The organism is Mycobacterium noviomagense (genome assembly GCF_010731635.1).
Lineage (GTDB): Bacteria > Actinomycetota > Actinomycetes > Mycobacteriales > Mycobacteriaceae > Mycobacterium > Mycobacterium noviomagense.
On the sequence record NZ_AP022583.1, the window covers coordinates 1,944,162 to 1,970,529 of the forward strand.

General features: G+C 64.6%; 27 protein-coding genes. 14 read left to right on the forward strand and 13 right to left on the reverse strand.

The window, feature by feature from the left end; genetic code table 11:
- Nucleotide 1 precedes the first annotated feature (1 nt).
- The 3 genes from G6N15_RS08910 to G6N15_RS08920 all read left to right on the forward strand — a co-directional run bounded on the left by G6N15_RS08910 (nucleotide 2) and on the right by G6N15_RS08920 (nucleotide 5,415).
- A complete protein-coding gene (locus G6N15_RS08910) occupies nucleotides 2-1,708 on the forward strand; it encodes a thiamine pyrophosphate-binding protein (protein WP_083086870.1) in 1,707 nt (568 codons plus the stop codon).
- Between the two features lie 12 nt (nucleotides 1,709-1,720).
- Nucleotides 1,721-3,157: an aldehyde dehydrogenase family protein gene (locus G6N15_RS08915; protein WP_083086869.1), complete on the forward strand. Its 1,437-nt coding sequence runs from the start codon at nucleotides 1,721-1,723 to the stop codon at nucleotides 3,155-3,157.
- Between the two features lie 224 nt (nucleotides 3,158-3,381).
- A complete protein-coding gene (locus tag G6N15_RS08920) occupies nucleotides 3,382-5,415 on the forward strand; it encodes an acyltransferase family protein (protein WP_083086868.1) in 2,034 nt (677 codons plus the stop codon).
- 3 nt (nucleotides 5,416-5,418) lie between these two features.
- Here the strand turns inward: G6N15_RS08920 and G6N15_RS08925 are convergent, their stop codons facing one another.
- Genes G6N15_RS08925 through G6N15_RS08940 form a run of 4 tightly spaced genes read right to left on the reverse strand, consistent with a single transcriptional unit; the run spans nucleotide 5,419 to nucleotide 8,107 of the window.
- A complete protein-coding gene (locus G6N15_RS08925) occupies nucleotides 5,419-6,354 on the reverse strand; it encodes an NADP-dependent oxidoreductase (RefSeq protein ID WP_083086867.1) in 936 nt (311 codons plus the stop codon).
- Nucleotides 6,355-6,380: 26 nt separating this feature from the next.
- Nucleotides 6,381-7,040 carry an O-methyltransferase gene (locus G6N15_RS08930; protein WP_083086866.1) on the reverse strand — a complete coding sequence of 220 codons (660 nt, stop codon included), beginning with the start codon at nucleotides 7,038-7,040 and terminating at the stop codon, nucleotides 6,381-6,383.
- 47 nt (nucleotides 7,041-7,087) lie between these two features.
- Nucleotides 7,088-7,843 (reverse strand): L,D-transpeptidase, encoded by a 756-nt coding sequence (locus G6N15_RS08935; protein WP_083086915.1) that lies wholly within the window; start codon nucleotides 7,841-7,843, stop codon nucleotides 7,088-7,090.
- Between the two features lie 57 nt (nucleotides 7,844-7,900).
- Nucleotides 7,901-8,107, reverse strand: a complete 207-nt coding sequence (locus G6N15_RS08940) for a hypothetical protein (RefSeq protein WP_083086865.1) — start codon at nucleotides 8,105-8,107, stop codon at nucleotides 7,901-7,903.
- A gap of 148 nt (nucleotides 8,108-8,255) precedes the next feature.
- Here G6N15_RS08940 and G6N15_RS08945 point away from each other — a divergent pair, with 148 nt between their 5' ends.
- The 4 genes from G6N15_RS08945 (at nucleotide 8,256) to G6N15_RS08960 (ending at nucleotide 11,029) form a co-directional block, all read left to right on the forward strand.
- On the forward strand, nucleotides 8,256-8,543 hold the full coding sequence (locus G6N15_RS08945) for a hypothetical protein (protein ID WP_083086864.1): 288 nt from the start codon (nucleotides 8,256-8,258) through the stop codon (nucleotides 8,541-8,543).
- A 26-nt stretch (nucleotides 8,544-8,569) separates the two neighbouring features.
- On the forward strand, nucleotides 8,570-9,346 hold the full coding sequence (locus G6N15_RS08950) for a hypothetical protein (protein ID WP_139797761.1): 777 nt from the start codon (nucleotides 8,570-8,572) through the stop codon (nucleotides 9,344-9,346).
- Between the two features lie 435 nt (nucleotides 9,347-9,781).
- A complete protein-coding gene (locus G6N15_RS08955) occupies nucleotides 9,782-10,162 on the forward strand; it encodes a hypothetical protein (RefSeq protein ID WP_083086862.1) in 381 nt (126 codons plus the stop codon).
- A gap of 225 nt (nucleotides 10,163-10,387) precedes the next feature.
- Nucleotides 10,388-11,029, forward strand: coding sequence for a cysteine hydrolase family protein (locus G6N15_RS08960; protein WP_083086861.1), 642 nt, complete (start codon nucleotides 10,388-10,390; stop codon nucleotides 11,027-11,029).
- A 4-nt stretch (nucleotides 11,030-11,033) separates the two neighbouring features.
- Here the strand turns inward: G6N15_RS08960 and G6N15_RS08965 are convergent, their stop codons facing one another.
- A complete protein-coding gene (locus tag G6N15_RS08965) occupies nucleotides 11,034-13,169 on the reverse strand; it encodes an elongation factor G-like protein EF-G2 (RefSeq protein ID WP_083086860.1) in 2,136 nt (711 codons plus the stop codon).
- 272 nt (nucleotides 13,170-13,441) lie between these two features.
- On the opposite strand from G6N15_RS08965, the gene G6N15_RS08970 reads away from it, so the two are divergent.
- The gene (locus G6N15_RS08970) at nucleotides 13,442-14,236 is read left to right on the forward strand and encodes a slipin family protein (RefSeq protein ID WP_179961797.1); all 795 of its coding nucleotides are present in this window, start codon (nucleotides 13,442-13,444) and stop codon (nucleotides 14,234-14,236) included.
- A gap of 100 nt (nucleotides 14,237-14,336) precedes the next feature.
- Here the strand turns inward: G6N15_RS08970 and G6N15_RS08975 are convergent, their stop codons facing one another.
- Nucleotides 14,337-14,744 (reverse strand): TIGR03668 family PPOX class F420-dependent oxidoreductase, encoded by a 408-nt coding sequence (locus G6N15_RS08975; protein WP_083086859.1) that lies wholly within the window; start codon nucleotides 14,742-14,744, stop codon nucleotides 14,337-14,339.
- Nucleotides 14,745-14,785: 41 nt separating this feature from the next.
- Here G6N15_RS08975 and G6N15_RS08980 point away from each other — a divergent pair, with 41 nt between their 5' ends.
- From G6N15_RS08980 to G6N15_RS08995, 4 genes are all read left to right on the forward strand, one after another.
- Nucleotides 14,786-15,238: a nuclear transport factor 2 family protein gene (locus G6N15_RS08980; RefSeq protein ID WP_083086858.1), complete on the forward strand. Its 453-nt coding sequence runs from the start codon at nucleotides 14,786-14,788 to the stop codon at nucleotides 15,236-15,238.
- A 187-nt stretch (nucleotides 15,239-15,425) separates the two neighbouring features.
- Nucleotides 15,426-16,493, forward strand: a complete 1,068-nt coding sequence (locus tag G6N15_RS08985) for a S1C family serine protease (RefSeq protein WP_083086857.1) — start codon at nucleotides 15,426-15,428, stop codon at nucleotides 16,491-16,493.
- Between the two features lie 111 nt (nucleotides 16,494-16,604).
- Entirely contained in the window at nucleotides 16,605-18,359 is a 1,755-nt protein-coding gene (gene treS, locus G6N15_RS08990) for a maltose alpha-D-glucosyltransferase (protein ID WP_179961821.1), read from the forward strand.
- Complete coding sequence (locus G6N15_RS08995; RefSeq protein WP_083086855.1) at nucleotides 18,356-19,696, forward strand: maltokinase N-terminal cap-like domain-containing protein; 1,341 nt, start codon at nucleotides 18,356-18,358, stop codon at nucleotides 19,694-19,696. The genes treS and G6N15_RS08995 overlap by 4 nt, the downstream gene beginning before the upstream one ends.
- Before the next feature lie 55 nt (nucleotides 19,697-19,751).
- Here G6N15_RS08995 and ag85C read toward each other — a convergent pair whose 3' ends face one another.
- The 6 genes from ag85C to G6N15_RS22730 form a co-directional block, all read right to left on the reverse strand.
- The gene (gene ag85C, locus G6N15_RS09000; protein ID WP_083086854.1) at nucleotides 19,752-20,744 is read right to left on the reverse strand and encodes a diacylglycerol acyltransferase/mycolyltransferase Ag85C; all 993 of its coding nucleotides are present in this window, start codon (nucleotides 20,742-20,744) and stop codon (nucleotides 19,752-19,754) included.
- Nucleotides 20,745-20,896: 152 nt separating this feature from the next.
- Nucleotides 20,897-21,715, reverse strand: a complete 819-nt coding sequence (locus G6N15_RS09005) for an ABC transporter permease (RefSeq protein WP_083086853.1) — start codon at nucleotides 21,713-21,715, stop codon at nucleotides 20,897-20,899.
- Entirely contained in the window at nucleotides 21,705-22,523 is an 819-nt protein-coding gene (locus G6N15_RS09010; protein ID WP_083086852.1) for an ATP-binding cassette domain-containing protein, read from the reverse strand. Before G6N15_RS09010 ends, G6N15_RS09005 begins: the two co-directional genes overlap by 11 nt.
- Entirely contained in the window at nucleotides 22,520-22,981 is a 462-nt protein-coding gene (locus G6N15_RS09015) for a MarR family winged helix-turn-helix transcriptional regulator (protein ID WP_083086851.1), read from the reverse strand. The genes G6N15_RS09010 and G6N15_RS09015 overlap by 4 nt, the downstream gene beginning before the upstream one ends.
- A 22-nt stretch (nucleotides 22,982-23,003) precedes the next feature.
- A complete protein-coding gene (locus tag G6N15_RS09020; protein WP_083086850.1) occupies nucleotides 23,004-23,498 on the reverse strand; it encodes a metallophosphoesterase family protein in 495 nt (164 codons plus the stop codon).
- Between the two features lie 26 nt (nucleotides 23,499-23,524).
- The gene (locus G6N15_RS22730; RefSeq protein WP_169922498.1) at nucleotides 23,525-23,698 is read right to left on the reverse strand and encodes a hypothetical protein; all 174 of its coding nucleotides are present in this window, start codon (nucleotides 23,696-23,698) and stop codon (nucleotides 23,525-23,527) included.
- Nucleotides 23,699-23,868: 170 nt separating this feature from the next.
- Here G6N15_RS22730 and G6N15_RS09025 point away from each other — a divergent pair, with 170 nt between their 5' ends.
- Nucleotides 23,869-24,324: a MaoC family dehydratase gene (locus G6N15_RS09025; protein WP_083086849.1), complete on the forward strand. Its 456-nt coding sequence runs from the start codon at nucleotides 23,869-23,871 to the stop codon at nucleotides 24,322-24,324.
- Between the two features lie 10 nt (nucleotides 24,325-24,334).
- Here the strand turns inward: G6N15_RS09025 and G6N15_RS09030 are convergent, their stop codons facing one another.
- Nucleotides 24,335-25,630, reverse strand: coding sequence for an acyl-CoA dehydrogenase family protein (locus tag G6N15_RS09030; protein ID WP_083086848.1), 1,296 nt, complete (start codon nucleotides 25,628-25,630; stop codon nucleotides 24,335-24,337).
- An 88-nt stretch (nucleotides 25,631-25,718) separates the two neighbouring features.
- On the opposite strand from G6N15_RS09030, the gene G6N15_RS09035 reads away from it, so the two are divergent.
- Nucleotides 25,719-26,324, forward strand: a complete 606-nt coding sequence (locus G6N15_RS09035) for a GNAT family N-acetyltransferase (RefSeq protein ID WP_083086847.1) — start codon at nucleotides 25,719-25,721, stop codon at nucleotides 26,322-26,324.
- Nucleotides 26,325-26,368 lie beyond the last annotated feature (44 nt).

Sequence of the window (26,368 nt, forward strand, 5' to 3'; positions counted from 1 at the left end):
GATGGGCGTACCGGTCTACAAGCGCATTCTCGATCTGTTCGAGGTCGAGGGCGTGAACACGCTGTTCGGCATCCCCGACCCGAACTTCGTGCACATGTTCCGTGAAGCCGAAGCGCGTGGCTGGACGGTGGTTGCGCCGCATCACGAGGAAAGCGCGGGCTTCATGGCCGAAGCGGTGTCGCGCATGACCGGCAAGCCCGGTCTGTGCATCGGCACGCTGGGGCCCGGTGTGGCCAACCTGGCCGGAGCGATGATGTGCGCCAAGGTCGAAAACTCGCCGGTGATCTTCCTCGGCGGCCAGCGGGCACGCATCACTGAACGTCGAGTGCGCCGCGGACGCATCCAATTCGTCCAGCAGGAACGGCTTTTCGCGCCGTCGGTCAAGTTCAGCGCCTCGATCGAGTACGCCGACCAGACCGACGAGCTCGTGCACGAGGCCATCCGGCGTGCGATGTCCGGTACCCCGGGCCCGGCCTACATCGAATACCCCGCGCACGTGATCACCCAAGAGCTCGAGGTGGCAGAACCGTTGTCGCCCAACGCCTACCGGCTCGTCAACCAGGGCGCCGGCGCGCCGGAGATCGCTCGAGCGGCGGCGCTGATCCGCGACGCCAAGGCGCCGATCCTGCTGGTCGGTCACGCTGTGCACACGTCACGCAGCGGTCCTGCGGTCAAGGCGCTCGCCGATGTGATGGCGTGCCCGGTGATCCAGACCTCCGGCGGCACTTCGTTCATTGCTGGGCTTGAAGACCGCACCTTCCCTTACGGTTTCTCGTCGGCGGCGGTCGAGGCGGTGGTCACATCGGATCTATGCGTGGCACTCGGAACCGAGCTCGGTGAACCCGTCCATTACGGCACCACCCGCCACTGGGCCGACAACAACGCCCACCGCAAATGGATCTACGTCGAGCAGGACCCGTTGGCGATCGGAGTGAACCGGCCGGTCGACGTGGCGCTGGTGGGAGACCTGCGTGGCGTCGTGCCCCAACTGATCGAGGCACTCAGAGACAAACCACGCACACCGTCGGCCGATCTCGAACGCTGGATCAAACAGGACGTCGAGCACGTGGCCGAACTGGCCGAAACCGCGCCGAGCGGCCAAACCCCCATCCACACGGCACGTTTCGTGGTCGAAGCGACCAAGGCCTTCCCGAAGGCCGGCATCATGGTGCGTGACGGCGGCGCCACGGTCATCTTCCAGTGGACCTATTCACAGGCCAAGCCGCACGACGTCATCTGGAACCAGAACTTCGGCCACCTCGGCACCGGGCTGCCCTACGCGGTCGGCGCGTCGGTCGCCGACGGCGGCAAGCGGCCGGTCATGCTGCTGACCAGCGACTCGTCGTTCCTGTTCCATATCGCTGAACTGGAGACCGCCGCGCGGCTGAAACTGCCGTTGGTCTGTGTGGTCGGCGTCGACCACCAGTGGGGCCTCGAAGTCGGGGTCTACAAGCGCACCTTCGAGCAGCCGTCGTCACAGCCGGGCGTGCACTGGAGCAAGAACGTGCGCTTCGACAAGATCGCCGAGGGGCTGGGCTGCCACGGCGAGTACGTCGAGAAAGACGACGACATCGCCCCGGCAATCAAACGGGCCTACGCGAGCGGCAGACCCGCTGTCGTCCATGTCTGCATCGATCCCAAAGTCAATTCGGAAGAAATGCCCAACTACGGCGAATTCAGAACCTGGTACGCCGAGGGAACTCAGTAGGAGGATGGCTTCATGCGCGAATATGTGAAGTTCTACATCGATGGTCAGTGGGTCGATCCCGTGCGACCTAACCCTTTCGACATCGAAAATCCCGCTACTCAACAGATCACCGGCAAAATCTCACTTGGTTCGGCCGCCGACGTCGACGTGGCGGTGAATGCGGCCCGAAGGGCGTTCGCCACATGGTCGCAAAGCAGCCGCGAAGAGCGCCTTGATCTTCTGCAAGCGATTCTCGCGGAATACCAAAGACGCGCTGACGACCTTGCAGGAGCAGTGACGGAGGAGATGGGTGCGCCGCCATCGTTGGCCGCTGGGCCGCAGGTGCAGCTCGGCCTCGGTCACCTGATGACTGCCATAGATGTGCTGAAGAACTTTTCGTTCGAGGAACAGCACGGTGCAACCCTGGTGGTCAAGGAGCCGATCGGGGTATGCGGGCTGATCACACCGTGGAACTGGCCGCTCAACCAGATCGCAGTCAAGGTGTACCCGGCACTGGCGACCGGCTGCACGATGATCTTGAAGCCTTCGGAGGTTGCGCCCTACTCGGCATACATCTTCACCGAAATCCTCGATGCCGCAGGCGTTCCAGCAGGGGTATACAACCTGGTCAATGGCGACGGCCCGGGCGTGGGGGTGGCGCTGTCCCGTCACCCCGACATCGACATGGTTTCGTTTACCGGTTCCACCCGCGCCGGCATCGACGTGGCTGCAAACGCCGCCCCGACGGTGAAGCGAGTGACCCAGGAACTGGGGGGCAAGAGCCCGAACATCGTCCTGGACGATGCGGAATTCGAGAACAGCGTCCGTGCCGGCGTGGTCAACATGATGCTGAACACCGGCCAGAGCTGTAACGCGCCGTCGCGCATGCTGGTGCCTAAATCACGCATGGCCGAAGCGGTCGCAATTGCCCGCGAAGCCGCCGAACAGGTGAAGGTCGGCGACCCCGATGACAGCCGTGCAATCGGACCGCTTGCCTCAAGAGCGCAGTTCGACAAGGTTCAGCGCTTGATCCAAAAGGGTATCGACGAGGGCGCCATGCTGGTCACCGGCGGCACCGGCCGGCCAGATGGACTGGACACCGGCTACTACGTCAAGCCCACCGTCTTTGCCGACGTCACCAATGACATGACCATCGCCCGCGAGGAAATCTTCGGGCCGGTGCTGTGCATGATCGGTTACGACGACATCGACCACGCGATCGAAATTGCCAACGACACAGACTACGGTCTGGCCGGATACGTTTCGGGAGCCGACCTCGACAAGGCGCGCACCGTTGCGCGCCGGATCCGTGCTGGCTGGGTGACAATCAACCACGCCTTCGACATGAACGCGCCTTTCGGCGGCTACAAGGGAAGCGGCAACGGTCGCGAATGGAGTGAGTTCGGCTTCCACGAGTACTTGGAGATCAAAAGCGTCCTTGGCCACGCGCCCGAAAAGGCGGCAGGTTAGGCCTGTCTCCACTTGGGCCGTCGTGTCTTCCGCTCCTGCGGGCCGGTCGCATCTAAACTTGCTGCGATCCGACAGGCAGGGGGCGACGACGTATCGGCGGCAACTACAGCGCCGTCCGGCCGGGCGGTCCGGGCGCGCGACGAGCCAGCACTGAACCGGCCAGGGCTTACCCTGCGCCGGTTCGCTCGTCACAAGCGCCGCTCCTCCGCACCGCTCCGCGCTACATCGTCGCCGGCGCGGCTCGACGGCCGCGATGGGTTGCCCCAGTCCCGGAGCTAGCGCACCACCGACCGGGCTCGGGCATCGCCGCGCTGGACGGGTTGCGCGCCGTAGCTGTCACTTTGGTGCTCCTCGAGCACGGCGGCGTGCCCGGCATGGGCGGCGGCTTCATCGGCGTGGACATCTTCTTCGTGCTCAGCGGTTTTTTGATCACGTCGCTGCTGCTTGACGAACTGGGACGCACCGGCCGTATCGGATTGTCCGGCTTCTGGATTCGCCGCGCCCGTCGGCTGCTGCCCGCGCTTGTGCTGATGGTGCTGACCGTGGGCATCGCCCGCGACCTGCTTCCACAGGAAGCTGTCGCCGGACTGCGCGGCGACGCGATCGCCGCCTTCGTGTGGCTGGCCAACTGGCGATTCGTCGCGCAGAAGACGGACTACTTCACCCAAGGCGCGACACCGTCGCCGCTGCAACACACATGGTCGCTGGGAGTCGAGGAGCAGTACTACTTCCTCTGGCCGCTCCTGCTGATAGCGGTGGCCGTGTTGCTGGCGGCATGGGCCAAGCACTACCGGCTGTGGGCGACGCTGGCCGGCGTCCGCTTCCTCGTGTTCCTGATAGCCGCGCTGGGCGCGGCCAGTTCGGCCGCCGCGGTCATGGTCGTGTCCTCAGAGGCCGCGCATGACCGAATTTATTTCGGTACCGATACCCGTGCGCCGGCATTGCTGGCCGGTGCCGCGGCGTCGGCGCTGCTGGTGCGCGACTGGTCGGCGCTGAATCGCGGTCGCTGCATGATCCGCAACCGGTGGGCCAAATGGGCCACTCGCGTTCTACCGGTCGTCGGCCTCGTGGCATTGGCGGCGGCCGCACACTTCGCGCGGGGCAGTGCGCAGGAATTCCGCCACGGGTTGCTGATCGCGGTAGCGCTCGCCGCCGCCGCAGTGATCGCCCCTGTGGCACTAAACCAGCGCGCAGTGTTGGCCCGGGTGCTGTCGTGCCCGCCTTTGGTGTGGCTGGGCACCATCTCCTACGGGATCTACCTGTGGCATTGGCCAGTGTTCTTGGCGCTCAACGGGGAGCGCACCGGATGGTCGGGCTGGCGATTGTTCGCCGTCCGCTGCGCTGTCACGGTTGGGGTGGCCGCCGTGTCGTGGTGGGTGGTCGAACAGCCGATTCGACGGTGGCGCCCGATGCGCGTACCGCTGTTGCCGCTGGCCGGCGCCACTGTCGGCAGCGCGGTCGCGGCGACGCTGCTGATTGTTCCGGTGGGTATGGGCCCGCGTGCCGGAGTCGACAGCAGCCTGCCGCCGGGTGTTTCTTCGGTTGCTGCTGTTTCGCCCTCGCCACCGGTAGTTCCCGTACATCCCGTCGGACAGCGAAACCCCAACCGGCCATTCACCGTATCGGTTTTCGGTGACTCGATCGCCTGGACGTTGATGCACTACCTTCCTTCGACGCCGGGCTTCCACTTCGTCGATCACACGGTCATCGGGTGCAGCTTGGTGCGCGGCGGACCCTATCGGTACCTGGGCCAAACCCTGGACCAGAAACCGGAATGCGAAAACTGGCCGAGCCGATGGTCCGCACAGATCGCCGCGGATCAGCCCGACGTCGCGCTGTTGATCATCGGGCGCTGGGAGACGGTCGACCGGGTCAACGAGGGACGGTGGACCCACATCGGTGACCCGACGTTCGACGCATACCTCGCCGGCGAATTGCAACGCGCGGTAGATATCCTCAGCGGCACCGGTGTTCGACTGTCGGTGGCCACCGTGCCCTACAGCAGGCGGGGCGAACGCGCGGACGGAACGCTCTACCCGGAAGACCAACCGGATCGCGTTGACCAATGGAACGCGTTGCTGCGCCGCACGATCGGACAGCGCCCGAACGTGTCGCTGCTGGACCTGAACAAGAAGCTGTGTCCTGACGGCATCTACACCGCCAAGGTCGACGGGATTCAAGTCCGCAGCGACGGTGTGCACCTCACGCCGGAAGGTGTGAAATGGCTGACGCCGTGGCTGGAAGAATCGCTGCGGTAGCGCTCAGTTGGGCAGCAGAACGATTTTGCCGTGAGTGTGCCGCTGCTCGAGCTGCTCGAAAGCGTCGGCGACCTGGTCGAGCGGGTAGGTAGCGGCGATGTCGAAATCGATGGCGCCCGAGGCGACCAGCTCCGCCATTTCTGCGAGCACTTCCGGCGTCGAGGCGTCCATGCTGCCGTCGGTTTTGGCGCCGACTTCGGCAGCCTTTTGAAACGAGATGATGGTCTCGATGCGTTGCGGTGCCACCCCTAGATCGACCGCCAGTTGCACGTATTCGGGTCCGAACAAGTCGATGAACGCGTCGATACCGTCGGGTGCGGCTTCCCGCAACCGGTCGGCGAGGCCGTCGCCATATTCGACCGGGATGACGCCGTGGGCTTGCAGCCAGTCGGCGCTGTTTCGTGACGCGATCCCCAGGACTCGCGCTTTCTGGCGCACCAACAGTTGCACGACGAGGCTGCCGACCCCGCCGGCCGCCGCCGAAACCGCCACTGTCTCACCGGGTTGCGGCGCCACCGCGCGCACGGCTGCGTAAGCGGTGACGCCGACGACATAGAGGGAACCCGCTACCTCCCAACTCAATTGGGGCGGTTTACGGATCAACTGTCCTACCGGCACGACAGTGTGAGTGGCGTGGCTGGACCGGCGCAAGCTGAAGCCCATCACTTCATCACCGACCGAGAACTCGCTCACGTCAGGTCCCACCGCGACCACGACGCCGGCAAGGTCGCTGCCCTCCCCAGAAGGAAACGTGGCCGGAAATATCTCGTGCATGGCACCCTGACGGATCCCCGCCTCCCCGGGGTTGATGCCGGCGGCATGAACCTCGACGAGCACTTCCCCGCGGCCCGGGGAGGGCATGTCGATGTCGGTCACGTACAACACATCGCGCCCGCCGTAGCGGTCGAAACGCACCGCCCGCGCTTTTGTCGACGTCATCGAGACTCTCCTAACACCCGTTACTGTCAGACGCGGCAGCTGATTTCCATGCTGTCTGCTTCGCGGGCGCTGAAGTTGACGCTGACATAGCCGCTTTCGGTGTTGCGCACGTGGTCCAGGTAAGGCTTCGTGTCGGCCATCTCCGTGTTGTCCGCGACGATCAGGGCGCCGGGCGACAGCTGCGGTTCGAGCAGCTTGATGACCGGCAGATACAGCTCCTTCCACCCGTCGAGCAAGAGGAAGTTGACGGGGCCGTCCACGCTCGTCAGGGTCGACAATGCGTCGCCTTCGAGCACGGTGATCAGATCGTCCAGCCCGATGTCGGCGAACGTCTTCTTGGCCGCCGCGATTTTGGTGGCGCTGAGTTCCGTGGTGATGACACGGCCGCTGCCATTGTCGCGCACCGCCGACGCCAAGTGGATGGCCGAAATCCCGAATGACATGCCGAATTCGACGATTGTTGCCGGCCGAGCGGCTCGCACCAGCGAATACAGCAGCCGGCCGGCGTCGGGCGTGACCGGGATGTAGAAGTCGCTCATCGCGTCGGCGCGTTCCTGCGCGCTCAGCGAGGACAGCCGCCGCAACTCGTCGCGCTTGTCGCGCAACTGCGCCATCTGATCTCGCGTTTCGTCATACATCCGCTGAAGGGCGGTAGCGACTTTGGGGTCTTGCAGTGTGTTGGCCATGACGTCGAGGGTAGGCGCGCTACCCGATCGGCATGCCTCCCGCCCGGTCAGGCGTCCACGATGATCGGGTCGCCGATGTGCACGGTATCGAAATACCAGGCAGCGTTGTCGGGGCTGAGGTTGATGCAACCGTGGCTGACGTTCGCATAGCCCTGAGAGTCGACCGACCATGGCGCCGAGTGCACGTAGACACCGCTCCAAGTCACCCGCACGGCGTACTGCCCTTGAATGAGATAGCCCTCAGGCGAACTCAGTGGGATGCCGATCGTGCGCGAATCGAAGGTGACGGTGCGCTCTTTGGAGAGGGCGGTGAACGAGCCCATCGGTGTCGGACGGCTCGGCTTGCCCATCGACGCCGGCATCGTGCGGACCACCTCGCCGTTGATGCTGACGGTGAACGTATGTGCGGAGATACTGGCCACCGCCTTCACCGTGTCGCCGGTTTCGAACCCGGTGGTCAATGCGTGCACCTGCACTTTGACCGTGCTGTGAGGCGGCCAGTATTGGTCTGGCATCCACTGCACCGTGTTGTCGTCGACCCAGTTGAATCGCCCGGTCGTGTGGGTCGGGGAAATGATCTTGATCGTCCGCTCGACGGCGGGCCGGTCGATGACGGGCTCGCTAAAGGTGACGATGACCGGATGGGCGACGCCGACCAGCTCGCCGTTCGCTGGCTGGATCGATACGATGCCGGGAGCCGCCTGCGGCGGGGCACTTGCTGCCAAGCTAGGGCTTACCGACACCGCCATGGCCGCCAGCGCAGCCCCTGCCACGACAAATACATGTCGAAGCGCTCTTCGCATCCTGTCCACCCCTTCGAGCTGGTGCGCTGAATAGCACCACATTGCTTTCCTCAATATCTACCCTATTTCGCGCCCAGCAAACTCTGATTCGGTGCGGAACAGTGCAGCTTCGACTGCAAGGTCCGCCTTGAACCGGGTGTTCAGCAAAATGAACGGCGCCGATACGGTTGGTTCGTCGACGGACTCGTCGCGCAGCAGTTCCTCGGGGTGGTCGAAGAAGTTGATGCGGGCCGGCCGCAGTCTAGATGCGGTGGCGGTCGCCATTCAGAGCCCTCTTGTCGAAAGAGTATTTCGCGCCAGGGGCTTGCGCGCGACGGCCCGACCGTTGGCTTCAGCACCACGCGTGACCGGCAGCACTTATGCCTGCGTGAGAGGCTGACCGCGTCCGGCCAGGCGGGTTACGCTCCCCAATGTGGCAGAAGTGCTGCGGGTACCTGAAGCACTGCGGGCGGTGGCGTCCCGCTGCGGCGCACTGGCCAGTGAGGTAGCCGCCGGTGAGGCTCCGGTGTCGGGGCCGTCGAGCCGGCCCAGCGCGGCGGCGTGCAGCGCCGGGCACGCCGGTGTGGCGGCGGTCCAAGCGGCGTCGGCGGCGCGGATGCAGGCCACCCGCTCCGCGCTATCGGCGGCCAAGACAGCCTACGACGACAACGAAGATCAGTCAGCGGCCAAGCTGCGCGCTGTAGGCGGGCAGGTGGTGTAGATGGCAGGACTGGGAGCAGTTCCGGCTTGTCTGAGCTGATGTCGTGGGGCACCGATCACCTGACCGAGAGTGCCGACTACTGGGAGGGCTTCGCCGACCGGCTGGAGTCGGGATTCGCTGAGGTGAACAACCTGATCCGCACCTCCGGCTGGGAGGGGCAAGCCTACGAGCAGTCCGAGAGCCGGGCCGCCGCCGATGAGGATAAGGCCAGCGGCGTCGCCCAGCGCTACCGTGCAGCCGCGAAGATCGCCCGCGACGGCGCGTCCAACGAGTCCGCCGCCCAAAGCGCGCTGCGCTATGCAGTCGAGGACGCCTGGGACGCCGGGTTCAACGTCTACGACGACAGCACGGTCCAAGACGCCGGGATCGCCGCCACCGCCGCAGGGCAGGCCGCCCGGCAGGCGCAGGCCGAGGCGCGCGCGGGCAACATCCGCCAGCGGGCGGTGCAGCTGTTCAATCTCGATCAGCAGATCGGGTCCAGCATTACCACCGCCCTGGGCGACCTCACCGGCTTCAGCTTCGACGAGTCACCCGTGCCCACCGACGACACCATCGGCGACGGTGACGACAAACGACACGTCAGGCTTGTCGACCACGCGTGGAAGACCGGACCGGACCAGCCGCCGGCACCACCCTCAGGACCCAGCGGCGCCGATATCCGCGGGGTGCTCGACAAACCGCCGCAGGGCAGTAACCCACGGATTAGAGAAGTCCGCTCGCAGCAGGATCTCGACAACTTGTGGAACTGGATGAAACCAGCACGGAGTCGACCGGCCAGGAGGTTACGGTACGAAGCCGGGTGAAATGCGGGATTTGCCCGACGGCACCATCGTCGGGCGGCGCGAGGCCGCCGATTCCACCCAACAACCGGCACTTGATGTCCGAGTCCCTGGCGACAGCGGCTATATCAAGGTCCACATCAACCCTGAACGAGGAGGCGTACCGGAAATCCCGCCGCCAGCCAGCCCGGCGCGACCCGAGGCACCTCCACCGCGGGCGCCGGCCGAACCGCCACCTGCTGGCCGGCCGCAACCCGCGCCCCCAACCGCCGCGCCGCCGGCCGAGCGAGCTCCCGTCGAGCGAGCACCTGTCGAGCCGCCAGCTCCACTGCCCCCGGCGCCTAGAACAGGCGGCTTTGGTGGAGGAAGCATGGGCGGCGGTGAAGGAGGCCCATTACCCGGACAACATGGCGGTGTCTGGGAACCGACTGAATAAGACGCTTGGGAGTGCGTGAAACAATGACTCAACCCGATCAGGTGCGCGGCGCCGAAAACCAGCGCGCACAAGAGCGGCTCTGCAGGGAATTGCTCATCAGCGGACTCTACGACCAGGTGCCGCTGGCCGAAGTGGAATCGGTGATCACCGGTGAGCACCTTGCGCAGACCGTCGCGGCACAACAAGAACTGGCGCTGTCCGCTATACGGTCGCTCGTCGACGCCGGCCTCATGGAGTTTGACGGATGGGACGACCTTCCGCTGGACGCGGCAATGTCACGGGTATACGACCTGTTCGTTAACCACTACGACGATCCCGGAATGTGGGCATTCTCCGTCTGGCTCAAACTCACCGAAGCCGGCGCGCAGTATGCCAGAGAACTTAAGTCCAAGACTGCGCTTTAAGAGCTGGCAAGACCGTGCTCAGAGAACCGACCCGCACGGGTCGGGCAGTAGGTCAGAGCATGTCGGCCAGCACTGCCCGCGGCGAACAACTGCGCGAATTGACTTCGCACCATGCCAATTTGCCCGGAATAGTGAAGCCGGTTATTCGTTACGCAAACACATGCCCGTGGAGTTTCGATCTCCGTACCCCGCTAAAGCCGGCCGGCCGTCTGTTAGACAAGACCCATGAGCGATCCCTACACCCGTCCCGTGCCCGAGTCGGCGGCGCTCGTTCTCATCGATGTCCAGCGCGACTTCTACGCCGAGGATGCTCCCCTGCCCGTGGCGGGCACACGCGACGCCATTCCTCAGATGGCCAAGCTCGCAACAGCGTTCCGCCACAAAGGCTTACCGATCGTCCACGTCGTCAGGCTGTACCGACCGGACGGTGCCAACGTGGACCTGGTGCGACGGCGCTCGGTCGAGCAAGGGTCACGGATCGCCACACCCGGCAGCACAGGCTCGCAGATCGCACCCGAGCTGTTGCCGAATCCCGTTGAGCTCGACCACGAACACTTGCTAACAGGTGGCTTCCAACAGATCGGGCCCGCCGAGCATGTGATGTACAAGCCGCGGTGGGGTGCCTTCTACCAGACCAGCCTCGAGGAGCACTTGCGCGGCAACGGGACCGACACGCTCGTCTTCGCCGGCTGCAATTATCCCAACTGCCCGCGCACGTCGATCTACGAGGCGTCCGAACGCGACTTTCGAATTGTCCTTGTTTCCGACGCCATTTCAGGCTTGTACGACCGCGGCATAGACGAGTGCCGCGGCATCGGCGTCGACGTCAAAGACCTAGCCGCGACCCTAAACTGGCTGGGCCAGTAACGGATCAATCCGCTTTCTTCACTCGCGCCGCGATGGATTCAGGCATCGGCTCGTAGCGCACGAACGAGCGAGTGAAGGACGCAGCGCCGTGCGACAGCGAGCGCAAGTCGATGGCATAGCGTGTCAATTCAACCTGCGGCACTTCGGCTTTCACCACCGTGCGCTCGTCGCCCGCGGTATCGGTGCCCAGTACCCGTCCGCGCCGCCCGGAGAGATCGCTCATCACCGCGCCGACCAGATCGTCGGGCACCAGCACCGAGATTTCGTCGATCGGCTCGAGCAAGATCACCTTGGTCGCCGCGGCAGCATCTTTCAGCGCCAGCGCACCTGCCATCTGGAAGGCGAAGTCCGACGAGTCGACGCTGTGGGCCTTGCCGTCGAACAGGGTGACGCGGATGTCGACGACGGGATAACCGGCGTGCACACCCTTCTCCATCTGTGCCCGCACGCCCTTCTCCACGCTGGGAATGAATTGCCGCGGCACCGCGCCGCCGACCACCTTGTCGACAAACTCGAAGCCCGCACTCTCCGGCAGCGGTTCCACTTCGATATCGCAGACGGCGTACTGTCCGTGTCCACCGGATTGCTTGACGTGACGTCCATGGCCTTTCGCCTTGCCCGCGAAAGTTTCTCGCAGTGGTACGCGCAACTCCACAGTGTCCACGGTGACGCCGTAGCGATTGGACAGAGCATCGAGGACGACGCTGGAGTGGGCCTCACCCATGCACCAGAGCACGATCTGGTGGGTCTCCTGGTTCTGTTCGATCCGCAACGTCGGGTCTTCGGCAGCCAGCCGGCCCAACCCGACGGAGAGCTTGTCTTCGTCGGTCTTGGCGTGTGCCTGGATCGCGATCGGCAGCAGCGACTCCGGCATGGTCCAGGGCTTGAGCACCAGCGGCTCCGCCTTGTCGGAGAGCGTGTCGCCGGTTTCGGCCCGACTGAGCCGGCCGATCGCGCAGATGTCGCCGGCCACCACCACCGAAGCCGGGCGCTGCTGTTTGCCCAGCGGGAACGAAAGGGCTCCGATGCGTTCGTCCTCGTCGTGGTCGGCGTGGCCGTTGCCGGTGCCGAAGAACGACGTGACGTGGCCCGACACATGAACGGTCGCGTCGGGCTTGATGGTCCCGGAGAACACCCGGACCAGACTGATACGCCCGACATAGGGGTCCGACGTCGTCTTGACCACCTCCGCAAGCAGTGGGCCATTGGCGTCGCAGGCCAGGGGAAGGCGGGGTGCACCCTGCGGAGTGAAAACCTCGGGCAGCGGGTGTTCCAGCGGAGACGGAAACGCGCGGGTGATGATCTCGAGCAACTCCAGGGTGCCCACGCCGGTTGCGCTGCAGACCGGAATCACCGGGAAAAACGAACCGCGGGCAACCGCCTTTTCCAGATCGTCGATGAGCACCGACTCGTCGATTTTCTCGCCGCCGAGATAGCGGTCCATCAGCGATTCGTCTTCGGACTCCTCGATGATCCCCTCGATCAGGGCGCCGCGCTCCTCCTCGATTTGATCGGCGTGCGACGAGTCCGGTGGGTGCGTCGTGCGTTTGCCGCCGCCGTACTCGTAATGCGTCTGGGACAGCAGCCCGATCAGACCGTCACCCGCGGGTAGATACAGCGGTAAGACCTTGTCGCCGAAGGCATTCTGGGAAGTCGACAAGGCGTTCTGGTAGTTCGCCCGGGCATGGTCGAGTTTGGTGATCACCACCGCTCGCGGCATGCCGACCTGCTTGCACTCCTGCCAGAGCAATTTAGTGGGCTCGTCGACGCCCTCGCTTGCCGAGATGACGAACAGCGCGCAGTCTGCGGCTCGCAGGCCGGCGCGCAACTCGCCGACGAAGTCCGCATAACCTGGCGTGTCGATCAGGTTGACCTTGATGCCGTCGTGCGACAGCGATGCCAACGCAAGCCCGACCGACCGCTGCTGGCGGATCTCGGCATCGTCGTAGTCACAGACTGTGGTGCCGTCGACAACCGAGCCAGGTCGAGACAACACGCCCGCGGCGACCAGAAGCGCCTCGACCAGGGTGGTTTTGCCGCCGCCCGAGGGCCCCACCAGCACCACATTGCGAACGGCGGCCGGACTGTCTACAGCGGGGGCGGCTCCGGCGCCCTGAGCACTAGTCGTCTTGTCTGCCATGACGTTCCTCTCCTTGCGTCCCGGGTCGCGTCACTCGCCCACGCATCAAGGTGGCGATACCACCCTGCTGCGGGGGTGTGGCCCAGATCACGGACCTACTAGTCACCTTGCCCTTGCCGCCCACACAGCACAAGACCGAGGTCTGGTCTGTGCTGCAGAAATGGCCTGGCCGGCGGCGTGTTGAGATGCAGAAACGCCGGTGGGACAATCGGACCCATGAAGGCGGGCCCGCCGGTCCCGCTGGCTGGCCAAGGGCAAAGAACGGTCGCACGGTGATCGTGCTCGATGTGATCGCCGCGGCGGGAGTCATCGGCGCGCTCTTCCTGGCGAGCAGCGTGCGCGTGGTCAAGCAATTCGAGCGCGGCGTCGTCTTCCGGTTCGGGCGAGTCTTACCTAGCGTGCGCCAGCCTGGGCTCACCTGGCTGCTTCCGGTGGCTGATCGCATGCAAAAAGTCAACTTGCAGATCATCACGATGCCGGTGCCCGCCCAGGACGGCATTACCCGCGACAACGTCACCGTTCGGGTGGACGCGGTCATCTATTTCAAGGTGTCGGACCCGGTGCGCGCGGCTGTCGATGTTCAGGACTACATGTCGGCGATCGGACAGGTCGCGCAGACGTCGCTGCGATCGATTATCGGCAAGAGCAACCTCGACGACCTGCTGTGCAACCGGGAAGGACTCAACCAGGGATTGGAGCTGATGATCGACAGCCCGGCGCTGGGCTGGGGGATCCACATCGACCGCGTCGAGATCAAAGATGTGGTGCTGCCCGACTCGATGAAGAGGTCGATGTCGCGGCAGGCCGAGGCAGAACGCGAGCGACGCGCCCGGGTGATCACTGCGGACGGTGAGTTGCAGGCCTCCCAGAAACTGGCCAAAGCCGCGGAAGTGATGGCCGACCACCCGGCGGCGCTGGAGTTGCGTCTGCTGGAAACGGTGGTCGAGGTCGCTGCCGAGAAGAACTCGACGCTGGTTCTTCCTTTCCCGGTCGAGCTGTTGCGGTTTCTGGAAAGGGTCACGCCGCAGGACTCGGTGGCGAGTGAGGCCGACTCGACCCCGCCCTAACCCCGCGGCGCATCGAGATTGACTCTTTACTGCGAAAGTACGAGTAACGGCCCGCAAAACGCAGGTTTCGGCGGGTTAGGCGGGTGGAGATCGACGTCGATCAGGCATGCCAACTGGCCCAACGCTGCACCGCAACGGTGATCACCGAGCCGTCCAACGAAACCCGTTGGTACTGAGCATATTTCGCGCGTAACAGCTGATATCCGATCCGCCGGGCGTCCCCGTCGCGGTGAATTGTTGCCACGCCGTCGACACGGACCCACCACAGCTGCGTCCAGTCGTCGGCGTAGTGGTCGACCAGGACACTGACCTGCGGGTTGGTTTCGATATTGGTCAGCCGCCGCAGTCGTTGTGTCGTCTTGGGTTTGGCGTCAACAGCGGTGTAGACCACGTCATCGCGGAGCGCAAACACCACCGGCACCAGGTGGGGCATGCCGCCAGGCGTTACGGTGGCCAGTCGCGCGACGGGCGCTTGGGCGAACTGGGCCTTCGGGTCGAATTCGACCACGCGCCCAGCTTAGAACCGGCCCGCACGGTTAGCTTGACGTCATGTCGGCCGAGACGCAGATCACCAACCTCTTGTACCGCTATGCCGAGTACATGGACAGCGGCGATCTGGCTGGGGCGGCGTCTTTGTTCGAGCACGCCCGCCTACGGGTCGGCGGCGACGGCGACGGCACCGTCGACGCGGCGGCCATGCTCGCGCTCTGGAAGGCCACGGTGGTCATCTATCCGAACGGAACGCCTCGAACCAAGCACTTGGTCACCAACCCGGTCATCGAGGTCGACGAGGACGCCGGCACGGCGAGCTGTCGCAGCTACTACATGGTGCTGCAGCAGACCGGCGACTTTCCGCTCCAGCCAATCGTCGCCGGCCGCTACCACGATCGGTTCGAACGCGTCAATGGCGCGTGGAGGTTCTGCTTTCGCGACTACACACTCGTCGACATGGTGGGCGACCTGAGCCGCCATCTCACCGGCCCAATCACGCCGCGTCCCTGAGGGCGTCGCTTCGTTTGTCGAAGCGTTCGTCTGGCTATTCCGTATCCCGTGCCGGCTGCGGCACGCCACTGCAGGATGCGGACCTTGGCAGGGGGATGCAGACTACGGTGAAGACGCTGACAGGTTACTGTCAAGGCACAAAGGCTGCGACAATCCTTCAGTCTTACGCCTATCGGGAGGTAACGGGATGAGCGGATGGCACCGGCGGAAACCATGGTGGTCGTCGTGCTTACTGAGTTTGACGGCTGTTGCGGGATTGGCTTTTGCTATGGCACCCGCGTACGCGTCGCCGCCCACGCTGGACAGGTTCCGGGAGGCGCCCGCCCCTATTGACCCGCTGTCCGCCGTGTCGCAGGTCGGCCCGCAGATCGTCGACATCGACACCAAGATGGGCTACCAGAGCGCGGTAGGCGCCGGAACCGGCATCGTGATCGATCCGGGCGGCGTGGTGCTGACCAACAATCACGTCATCGCCGGCGCGACCGATATCAGCGCCAAGGACATCGGCAACGGTCAGTCCTACGCCGCTGAGGTAATCGGTTACGACCGCAACCATGACATCGCCGTGCTGCAGCTCGGCGGGGCAGGCGGACTGCCCGCGGCCAATATCGGCGACTCGTCCACAGTCAGGGTCGGCGACCCGATCGTCTCGCTGGGCAACGCCGGCGGTGTTGGCGGAGCTCCCAGCGCTGTCCCCGGGCGCGTCACCGCGCTGAACCAGACCGTGTCGGCTGCGGACGCCTTGACCGGTAGCTCCGAGACCCTCAGCGGTTTGATCCAGGTCGACGCGGCGATACGTCCCGGCGACTCGGGCGGCCCGACGGTCAACAGCGCCAACCAGGTGATCGGCATGAATACCGCCGCCTCCGATAACTACAAACTCGGCCGCGGTGAAGGTTTCGCGATCCCGATCAACCAAGCCATGGCCATCGCCGGCCAGATCCGCTCGGGCGCCGCGTCGCCTAGCGTGCACATCGGTCCCACCGGATTCCTCGGCATCGGCGTTTCCGACGCCAGGGGCGGCGCGGGGGCGGTAATCCAACGGGTGATATCCCCGGGTCCGGCCGCCGATTCGGGAATCACCCCAGGCGACGTGATCACCTCGGTCAACGGCCAGCCGGTCAACTCGGCCACTGCATTGACCAACATCCTCGACCAGCACCATCCCGGCGACACCGTCGCATTAGGCCTGCAAAGCGGGATGGGCGGGCCGCGTACCGTGAATGTGACATTGGCCCCGGGACCGCCTGGCTGATACCGGTGCGCAAGGCAACCACGCGGCGTGGCTCAATTCGATTGGGCCACAGAGGGTTAGCTGTGGTGGATCTCGGATACCTGTAGACTCGTGGACTTGACGAGAGACACGATAGACGCCGTCGAGCACGATCCGGCCGAGGGCAGCCACGTCCAAGCCGGCGTTGTCGAGCACCCCAGCGCAGACGACTTCGCCGATGCAGTTGCGCTGCCCGCCGATCGAACCTGGTACAAGCACGCCGTCTTCTACGAAGTGCTGGTGCGGGCGTTCTACGACGCCAACGCGGACGGCTGCGGCGACCTGAGTGGGCTGACCGAGAAGCTCGACTACCTGCAATGGCTGGGCGTCGACTGCATCTGGCTGCCCCCGTTCTACGATTCGCCGCTGCGTGACGGCGGCTACGACATCCGCGATTTCTACAAGGTGCTGCCCGAATTCGGCACCGTCGACGACTTCGTCACCTTGCTCGACGCCGCTCACCGCCGCGGCATTCGGGTCATCACCGACCTGGTGATGAACCACACATCTGACTCGCACCCGTGGTTTCAGGAGTCCCGCCATGACCCCGACGGCCCGTACGGCGACTACTACGTGTGGAGCGACACCAGCGACAAGTACGCCGACGCCCGGATCATCTTCGTCGACACCGAAGAGTCGAACTGGACGTTTGATCCGGTGCGACGCCAGTTCTACTGGCATCGCTTCTTCTCGCACCAGCCGGACCTGAACTACGACAACCCGGCGGTGCAGGAGGCGATGCTCGACGTCATTCGCTTCTGGCTCGACCTCGGGATCGACGGATTCCGATTGGACGCGGTGCCGTATCTGTTCGAGCGGGAGGGCACCAATTGCGAGAACCTGCCTGAGACGCACGCGTTTTTGAAGCGGGTCCGCAGAGTCGTTGACGACGAATTCCCGGGCCGGGTGCTGTTGGCCGAGGCCAACCAGTGGCCGAGCGATGTGGTCGAGTATTTCGGCGATCCTGATACCGGCGGCGACGAATGCCACATGGCATTCCACTTCCCGCTGATGCCCCGCATTTTCATGGCGGTCCGCCGCGAGTCCCGCTTCCCGATCTCGGAGATCCTGACCCAGACACCGCCGATTCCGAAGATGGCGCAGTGGGGAATCTTTTTGCGCAACCACGACGAGTTGACGCTGGAGATGGTCACCGACGAAGAACGCGACTACATGTACTCCGAGTACGCCAAAGACCCGCGGATGAAAGCGAACGTCGGGATCCGCCGCCGGCTGGCGTCGTTGCTGGAAAAAGACCGCAACCAGATCGAGCTGTTCACCGCGCTGCTGCTCTCGCTACCCGGCTCACCCGTCCTGTACTACGGCGACGAAATCGGCATGGGCGACGTGATCTGGCTCGGTGACCGCGATGGGGTGCGCACTCCGATGCAGTGGACACCCGACCGCAACGCCGGCTTCTCCACCGCCAACCCGGGCCGGTTGTATCTGCCGCCCATCCAGGATCCGGTTTATGGCTATCAGGCCGTCAACGTCGAAGCGCAGCGCGACACCACGTCGTCGTTGCTGAACTGGACGCGCACCATGCTGGCTGTACGCCGCCGTCACGAGGCGTTCGCCGTCGGCTCGTTCCGTGAACTCGGCGGCTCCAACCCGTCGGTGCTGGCGTATGTCCGGGAAGCCGACGGTGACGTGGTGCTGTGCATCAACAACCTGTCGCGCTTCCCGCAGCCCATCGAATTGAACCTGCAGCACTGGAACGGGTATACGCCGGTCGAGTTGAGCGGGCGCGTGGAGTTTCCGCGCATCGGCCAGCTCCCGTACCTACTGACCTTGCCAGGACACGGGTTCTACTGGTTCCAGCTGACCCCCTCTGAGGAGACGCAATGAGTTCCGCAGCCAATCTCCCTTGGTCAGAATGGCTTCCACAGCAACGTTGGTATGCCGGTCGCAACCGCGAGTTGAGTTCCGCTGAGGCGGAAGTAATCGTGCCCTTGCGCGACGATCTCGACTTGGCGCTTGTCGATGTGGCGTACTCCAACGGGTCGTCGGAACGCTACCAGGTGCTGGTCAGCTGGGATTCCGCACCACTGTCGGAGTACACCACGGTCGCCACTATCGGCGCCGACGACGATCGCACCGCGTATGACGCGCTGTACGACCCTGACTCAACGCAGTTTCTGCTGTCGCTGATCGACTCCTCAGCGGTACGCGACTTCTCAACTGGGCAGGTGAGATTCAGTAGAGAGCCGGCTGTGTCGCTGCCAGTGCAGGCGTTACCGCGGGTGTCGGAGGCTGAACAAAGCAACACCAGCGTGATCTTCGAAGAGAAGGCCATCCTCAAGGTGTTCCGCCGGCTCATCAGCGGTGTCAACCCCGACATCGAGCTGAACCGAGTGCTCGGCCGCGCCGGAAACCCCCATGTCGCCCGGCTGTTCGGCGCGTACGAAATCGCTTCGGCCGACGGCACCCCGTTCGCGCTGGGCATGGTGGCCGAATATGCCGCCAACTCGGCCGAAGGCTGGGCCATGGCCAACGCCAGCGTGCGCGACCTCTTCGCCGAGGGCGACCTCTACGCCTACGAGGTCGGCGGCGACTTCGCCGGCGAGTCCTACCGGCTCGGTGAGGCCGTGGCATCAGTGCATGCAACTCTCGCCGAGGAGCTCGGCACATCGGAGGCCACCTTCCCGGTCGACACCATGCTGTCTCGGCTCTCGTCGACGGTGGCCGCTGTGCCCGAGTTGGAGGAGTACGCCGCGACGATCGAACAGCGATTCCAAAAGCTGGCACAAGAGACGATCACCATTCAGCGGGTGCACGGTGATCTGCACCTGGGCCAGGTGCTGCGCACCCCGGACCGCTGGCTGTTGATCGACTTCGAAGGGGAGCCCGGTCAGCCGTTGGCCGAACGGCGCGCGCCGGACTCGCCATTGCGCGACGTGGCCGGCGTCTTGCGGTCCTACGAATACGCCGCCTACGGGCCGCTGGTGGATCTGGCGCCCGACAAGCAGCTGGCCGCCCGGGCTCGAGAATGGGTCGAGCGCAACCACACCGCGTTCTGCGACGGGTATGCCGCCGCAGCCGGAGTCGACCCGCGCGATTCGGCGCTCGTGCTGTTGGCCTACGAACTGGACAAGGCGGTCTACGAGGCGGGTTACGAGTCGCGGCACCGCCCGGGATGGCTGCCGATTCCGCTGCGCGCGATCGCCCGGCTCACGGCCGCTTAACGAAAACATCGGCAGCAGCGCGACGGTGCGCTGCTGCCGATGCTTTTCTTATGTGTCAGGCAGGGTTTGGTGCGGACGCGAGCACCCGTTGGATGTCGGGCTTCATGGCCACCAGTTGGTCGTTCCAGTACGGCCATGAGTGCGTGCCGTTGGCGGGGAAGTTGAACACGCCGTTTCTCCCGCCGGCCGCGATGTAGTTGTCCCGGAACTGTTCGTTGGTGCGCAGTGTGAAGCTTTCCAGGAACTTGGCCGGCATGTTGTCGCCACCCAGATCCGTCGGGGTGCCGTTACCGCAGTAAATCCAGATGCGGGTGTTGTTTTGGACCAACCGCGGAATTTGGACCATCGGGTCGTTGCGCTTCCATGCCGGGTCGCTGGTCGGACCCCACATGTTGGTGGCGTTGTATCCGCCGGCGTCGTTCATCGCCAGGCCGATCATGGTCGGCCACCAGCCCTCAGATGGGTTGAGGAAGCCGGACAGCGATGCGGCGTAAGGGAATTGCTGCGGATAGTAGTCGGCGAGAATCAAAGCCGAACCCCCCGACATCGACAGCCCGACAGCCGCATTGCCGGTGGGCGAGACCTGCTTGTTGGCCTGCAGCCAGGCCGGCAGTTCGCGGGTCAGGAACGTCTCCCACTTGTAGGTCTGGCATCCGGCTGAGCCGCAGGCAGGTTGATACCAGTCGGAATAGAAGCTGGACTGCCCGCCGACCGGCATGATCACCGACAAGCCCGACTTGTAGAACTCCTCGAACGCCGGAGTGTTGATGTCCCAGCCGTTGTAGTCGTCCTGGGCACGCAGGCCGTCGAGCAGATACACCGCGTGCGGGCCGCCGCCCTGGAATTGAACCTTGATGTTGCGCCCCATCGCTGGTGAGGGCACCTGCAGATACTCGACCGGTAGGCCTGGTTTGGAAAATGCCGCCGCGGTTGCCGAGCCACCGAAAACGCCGATCAGCCCAGGCAATAGGGCAGCCCCCATGGCCGCGATCGTCAGCCGTCGCGGCCAAACCGCTGCTGCGTCACGCAACTTTTCAACGAACTTCATAGCTCCTAACCATCCCAACTTTCATCTGCCGCTAGACGCGGTCGACTGCCTGTCCTCGGCAGTCAAACACAGCGGTATGGGGTCTGGCGTATGTCGACGCCGAAGTATGACGTCGCGGTTGGCTAACGATTAAGAGTCGGAGCGGACTCGGCCTAACGGACCACCCGGGGCAATAGTGCTGAGGCTGTGGCGATGCCGGCTACCGCCGCCACGGCCAACACCGCGATATCCATGAGCTGGTATCCGGGACCGATCAATAGGCCCCGCAGGGCGTCGACTTCGTAACTCAGTGGGTTGGTGCTACTGAGCACGCGCAGCCATTTGGGCATGACGTCGACGGGGTAGAGCGCGTTGGAGGCGAAGAACAACGGCATGGTGATGACCTGACCGATACCCATCAGACGATCCCGGTTGCGCACCAAGCCCGCCAATGTCATTGACAGGCATGCGAAAAACGCGGCACCGAGCATGACGACCGCGATTGCTGCGAGGACCCGTAACGGATTGGCGGTCAACTGCACGCCCATCAGATACGCCAGCCCTAGCACGCCGACGATCTGGGCGACTGACCGCACCCCGGCCGCGAACGACTTACCGGTGACGAGCGCCGACGCCGGCGCCGGAGTCACCATCAGTTTGGCCAGCACGCCGGAGTCGCGATCCCAAATGATCTGTATGCCATAGAAAATGGAGATGAACAACGCTGATTGGGCGATGATCCCGGGCGCCAGGAACGCCAGGTAGGACACCGGTCCGGTGTCGATGACGTGCAACTTGCTGAAGGTCGTACCGAAGATCAACAGCCACAGCGCGGGCTGCACCATGCGCATGATGAGCTCGGTGCGGTCATGCTGCAGCTTCTGCAGTTCGACAATCGCGAAAGCGCTGACCCGCGACCACATTCCGTGCAGTCGTCGCCATCCGCGGGGAGCGTGAACCAGACGAGCGCCTGTGGCGTAATCAACCGACACGACCCGCCGCCTTTCTGATGGAACGGATTTCATGCACACCCTGTGACGATGTGTCGTCATCCAAGCCGGAGCCCGCGTACTGACGAAACACATCCTCGAGAGTCGCTTCGTCTGACACGGTCGACTTCAACTCGGTAGGCGTTCCGACCGCCTGCAACCTGCCGCGGTGCATCAGCGCGACCCGGTCGCACAACGAATCGGCCTCCTCCATGTAGTGGGTGGTGACCAGAACGGTCATGCCGAACTGCGCCTGCATGTTTCGCACCTGCGCCCACACCCCGTCACGAGCGATCGGGTCCAGGCCGACGGTAGGTTCGTCAAGTATCAGCAGCGACGGCCGGTTCACCAGCGCCTGGGCCAGTTCCAGCCGGCGCACCATGCCGCCGGAGTAGGTGGCAGCCAGCCGGTCGGCGACGTCGAGCAACTGCATCGCTGTGAGTGCCGCGTCGACACGGTCGGCGCGTTCGGCGCGCGGCACACCGTAGAGGCGCGCGAACCATTCCACGTTCTGCCGGCCCGTCAGCGCTGGCTCCATCGAAAGCTGCTGGGGCACATAGCCGATATTGCAGCGGATGTCGACGGTGTCAGTGCGGGCGTCGAAACCCAGAATCTGCAGCTCACCATGCTGCACCGGTGTCAACGTGGTAAGCATGCGCACTACCGTGGTCTTTCCGGCGCCGTTGGGGCCCAGCAGGCCCATGGTCTCGCCGGACCGCACCTGCAGGGTGAAGTCATCGACGGCGGTGAACTGGCCGTAGCGGTATGTCAGATGCCGGCAATCGACAGCGAGCTCTGGGAATTGGTTCATGTTGAGCGTTCCCGCATCATCCGGGCCATGGTCTCGAGGACCTCCAATCCATCGGTCAGCGCTGCGATCTGGTCATGGTCGAGCTCGCCGAGCACGTCGGACAGCACTGCCCGGCGCGCGGCGCGAGACGCATCGACCATCTGCTGGGCGGATTCCGTGAGCTGCAACCTGCCCACTCGGCGGTCGGCGGTGTCGACGGTGCGGACCAGCAGCCCCTCGGCGGCCAGCTTGGACACCAGGGTGGAGGCGGTGTTGGGCACCAGCCCGAGTTCGGCCGCAGCGTGGCTCACCGAAATCCCTGGACGCCGTCCCACCAGCCACAACAGCTCCGCCTGTGATTCGGTCAACCGCGCGGCTGTGAATCCATGGCCAGCGGAGCGACGTAGCTGGCGGCGAAATCGCCCGATGACCCGGGACAACTCGGCGCCCAGGTCGGTAGATGTCTCCACGCCCGCAATAATACCTCTGTTTAGGAGCTATTTACGGGAGGCGGTGAAGCGCCACGTCGCTGAGGGTGCCGTCGATCGCCGTGGCGGTCATGTAGCTGCACGACGGTTGCCGGCGCCGATCGGTCGGGGAGCCCGGATTCAGCAGCCGCAGCCCGGTATCCGTCGTGGAATCCCACGGGATGTGGCTGTGCCCGAACACCAGGACGTCGGTGTCGGGATAGCGGCGCGACATCCGGACCTCCCGGCCGGCGCTACTGCCGGTTTCGTGCACAACCGTGAACCGCACACCGGCGAGCGTCACGTCCGCCCGCTCCGGCAGCCGCGACCGCAACGCCGGGCCGTCGTTGTTTCCCCAGCAGGCCACCAGTCGACGCGACCTGGATTCCAATTCGTCAAGCAACTGCGACGCCACCCAGTCTCCGGCGTGCAGCACGACATCGGCGGCCTCGATCTCCTCCCATACCTGGGCGGGCAGGTCTCGCGCCCGGTTCGGTACGTGAGTATCGGCAAGCAACAAGAGCCTCACCGGTTAATCCTGCGCCAGCGGTCTGGTTATCCGCGCTCGCTGCGGGCCTCGGCTCCGGTTTCGCCGGCATCGAGAGCATCGTCGGGATTAGTGCGACCGACGTAGCTGCCGTCGTCGGACTCGCCGCCCGCACGTGACCGTGTCTCGTGGCTCTCCGGCTCGACGTCCGACTCGGCCTTGTTGCCCTTGTTGGCGGTCATGTTCGTCCCTTCCGACGCCCCTTGTCGGGGTGCCTCGACGGTGACTACCCGAACGGGAATCCGCGCGAAACATTGCCAGCGGCTGGCAGGCGGCGCCAAGGGCGAATCACGAAGTGGCACGATGCTTACCACGTGGTCCAAATTTTCCGGCCAACGGAGGAGAACACCGAATGCGCACTTTCGAGTCAGTCGCCGAGCTCACCGCCGCGAAGGGCGAGACCATCGGCCAAAGCGACTGGGTGACGATCACTCAAAAAGAGGTCAACCTGTTCGCCGATGCGACCGGCGATCACCAGTGGATCCATGTCGACCCCGAAAGGGCCGCCAAGGGGCCGTTCGGCACGACCATCGCGCACGGGTTCATGACCTTGTCGTTGCTTCCGCGCCTCATGCACGACATCTACGAGGTGAAGGGCATCAAGCTGGCAGTCAATTACGGCCTCAACAAAGTTCGCTTTCCCGCGCCGGTGCCGGTCGGCTCGAAGATCCGCGCACAGAGCTCGCTGGTCGGCGTCGACGACCTCGGCAACGGCGCGGTGCAAGCCACTTTGTCGACAACCATCGAGATCGAGGGATCGGCAAAACCGGCGTGCGTGGCGGAAAGTATCGTCCGCTACATCTCCTGACGCGCCGTCGTCAGAATTCGGCGACCGCGTGTTCGAGGCGTTCAGCTAGTCGAGCTTGGGCTTCGGCGCGCCGGGTCGGCAAGTGCTGCGACGGGAAAGGCGTTGACACCGGCTCGTATTCACGCAAGGTGCGCCGGGCCACCGTCATTTTGTGCAGCTCGGTGGCGCCGTCCGCGATGCCCAGCGACTCGGCGGCCACCATCATTTTGACGAACGGCATCTCGTTGGACACGCCGAGCGCGCCGTGCAGGTGCATGGCGCGCTGCACCACGTCGTGCAACACCGCAGGCATGGCGACTTTCACCGCAGCGATGTCGCGGCGCACCTTCTGGTAGTCGTGATACTTGTCGATCAGCCAGGCCGTGCGCAGCACCAGCAGCCGGAACTGCTCGATCTGAATCCAGCTGTCGGCCACCTTCTCCTGCGTGATCTGCAAGTCAGCCAACCGCCCGAACCGGGTTTGCCGCGACACCGCGCGCTCGCACATCATGTCAAAAGCACGGCGCGCCAACGCGATAGTGCGCATCGCGTGATGCACGCGGCCGCCACCGAGCCGGGTCTGGGCGATCGCGAACGCTTGCCCTTCGCCGCCGAGCACATGGTCGTCCGGCACCCGAACGTCGGTGTAGCGCACGTAGCCGTGGCTGGCATGCTGCGACGACTCGGCTCCCACGCCGACATTGCGGACAATCTCGATGCCCGGAGTCTCTGCCGGAACGATGAACAGCGACATCTTCTCTCGGGTCCGCGCATCGGGCTTGGTGACGGCCATGACGATGAAGAACGAGGCATGCCTTGCGTTGGTGGAAAACCACTTTTCGCCGTTGATCACCCAGGAGTCGCCGTCGCGCTCGGCGCGAGTGACGAACATCCCCGGATCAGACCCGCCCTGCGGTTCGGTCATCGAGTAGCACGATGTGATCTCGCCGTCGAGCAGTGGTTGCAAGTAGCGAGCCTTCTGCTCGTCGGTGCCGAACATGGCCAGGATTTCGGCGTTGCCCGAATCCGGTGCCTGGCAGCCGAATACCGATGGTGCCCAACGTGATCGACCGAGAATTTCGTTGAGCAGCGCCAGCTTGACCTGGCCGTAGCCTTGACCGCCCAACTCGGGGCGCAGATGCGCGGCCCACAGACCTTGGTCCTTGACCTTCTGCTGCAAGGGCCGCAGGACGGCCATGGTGTCGGGGTTGTTCTTGTCGTACGGATCAAGCGCGACGAGATCGAGCGGCTCGACTTCGTCGAGCATGAATTTTTCGACCCAGTCGAGTTTCTGCTGATATTCAGGGTCTGTTTCGAAATCCCACACCGTCGGCCTCTCTGCCTTGGGGCTACTCGAGCTATCCCTGAGCTTAGGCTCGCGCTCGACAGCGCTTCGGCCATATAGCCTGGCCGATGTGACGATCGAGGCGCGTCCCGCTCGCAAAGCCGATATCGGCGAGTTGTCGCGCGTGCTGGGCCGAGCGTTCTACGACGACCCGGTCACCACCTGGATGCTGCCCCACGACAAGCAGCGGTCGGCGCGCTTGCCGGGGTTGTTCGCGACGCTGACGCGCCACCATCACCTTGCCGGCGGCGGCGTCGAAGTGGCTTGCGACGGGCCCGCCATCGGGGCGGCGGCACTCTGGGATCCGCCGAACCGGTGGAAACAGTCACCCGGTGAGCAGCTGGCGATGCTGCCCATGCTTATCCGGACATTTGGCCTGCGGCTGATTGGCGCGCGCGACGCGATCGAACTGATGACGCGCCACCACCCAGAGGAACCGCACTGGTATCTCGCCGTGATCGGCAGCGACACCGCGGTCCGCGGCCGCGGATTCGGCCAGGCCCTGATGCGTTCACGGCTGGACCGCTGCGACGCCGAGCACTGTCCGGCCTACCTGGAGTCGAGCAAACCCGACAATGTGCCGTACTACGAGCGTTTCGGCTTCACGGTCACCGGGCAGATCGCGCTGCCCAATGGCGGGCCGCCACTATGGCCGATGTGGCGGGCGCCCCGCTAGCCGACGCAATAGTGCCCGGACAGGGCTCGTGACCGCGATACCGT

Excerpts from the sequence above, each read along its gene's own strand:
- G6N15_RS08910 (WP_083086870.1), top strand. The coding sequence starts at position 2 with ATGGGCGTACCGGTCTACAAGCGCATTCTCGATCTGTTCGAGGTCGAG.
- G6N15_RS08915 (WP_083086869.1), top strand. The coding sequence starts at position 1,721 with ATGCGCGAATATGTGAAGTTCTACATCGATGGTCAGTGGGTCGATCCC.
- G6N15_RS08925 (WP_083086867.1), bottom strand. The coding sequence starts at position 6,354 with ATGACGTCGACAAAAGCGCGGGCGGTGCGTTTCGACCGCTACGGCGGG.
- G6N15_RS08930 (WP_083086866.1), bottom strand. The coding sequence starts at position 7,040 with ATGGCCAACACACTGCAAGACCCCAAAGTCGCTACCGCCCTTCAGCGG.
- G6N15_RS08935 (WP_083086915.1), bottom strand. The coding sequence starts at position 7,843 with ATGCGAAGAGCGCTTCGACATGTATTTGTCGTGGCAGGGGCTGCGCTG.
- G6N15_RS08940 (WP_083086865.1), bottom strand. The coding sequence starts at position 8,107 with ATGGCGACCGCCACCGCATCTAGACTGCGGCCGGCCCGCATCAACTTC.
- G6N15_RS08955 (WP_083086862.1), top strand. The coding sequence starts at position 9,782 with ATGACTCAACCCGATCAGGTGCGCGGCGCCGAAAACCAGCGCGCACAA.
- G6N15_RS08960 (WP_083086861.1), top strand. The coding sequence starts at position 10,388 with ATGAGCGATCCCTACACCCGTCCCGTGCCCGAGTCGGCGGCGCTCGTT.
- G6N15_RS08965 (WP_083086860.1), bottom strand. The coding sequence starts at position 13,169 with ATGGCAGACAAGACGACTAGTGCTCAGGGCGCCGGAGCCGCCCCCGCT.
- G6N15_RS08980 (WP_083086858.1), top strand. The coding sequence starts at position 14,786 with ATGTCGGCCGAGACGCAGATCACCAACCTCTTGTACCGCTATGCCGAG.
- G6N15_RS08985 (WP_083086857.1), top strand. The coding sequence starts at position 15,426 with ATGAGCGGATGGCACCGGCGGAAACCATGGTGGTCGTCGTGCTTACTG.
- G6N15_RS08995 (WP_083086855.1), top strand. The coding sequence starts at position 18,356 with ATGAGTTCCGCAGCCAATCTCCCTTGGTCAGAATGGCTTCCACAGCAA.
- ag85C (WP_083086854.1), bottom strand. The coding sequence starts at position 20,744 with ATGAAGTTCGTTGAAAAGTTGCGTGACGCAGCAGCGGTTTGGCCGCGA.
- G6N15_RS09010 (WP_083086852.1), bottom strand. The coding sequence starts at position 22,523 with ATGAACCAATTCCCAGAGCTCGCTGTCGATTGCCGGCATCTGACATAC.
- G6N15_RS22730 (WP_169922498.1), bottom strand. The coding sequence starts at position 23,698 with ATGACCGCCAACAAGGGCAACAAGGCCGAGTCGGACGTCGAGCCGGAG.
- G6N15_RS09025 (WP_083086849.1), top strand. The coding sequence starts at position 23,869 with ATGCGCACTTTCGAGTCAGTCGCCGAGCTCACCGCCGCGAAGGGCGAG.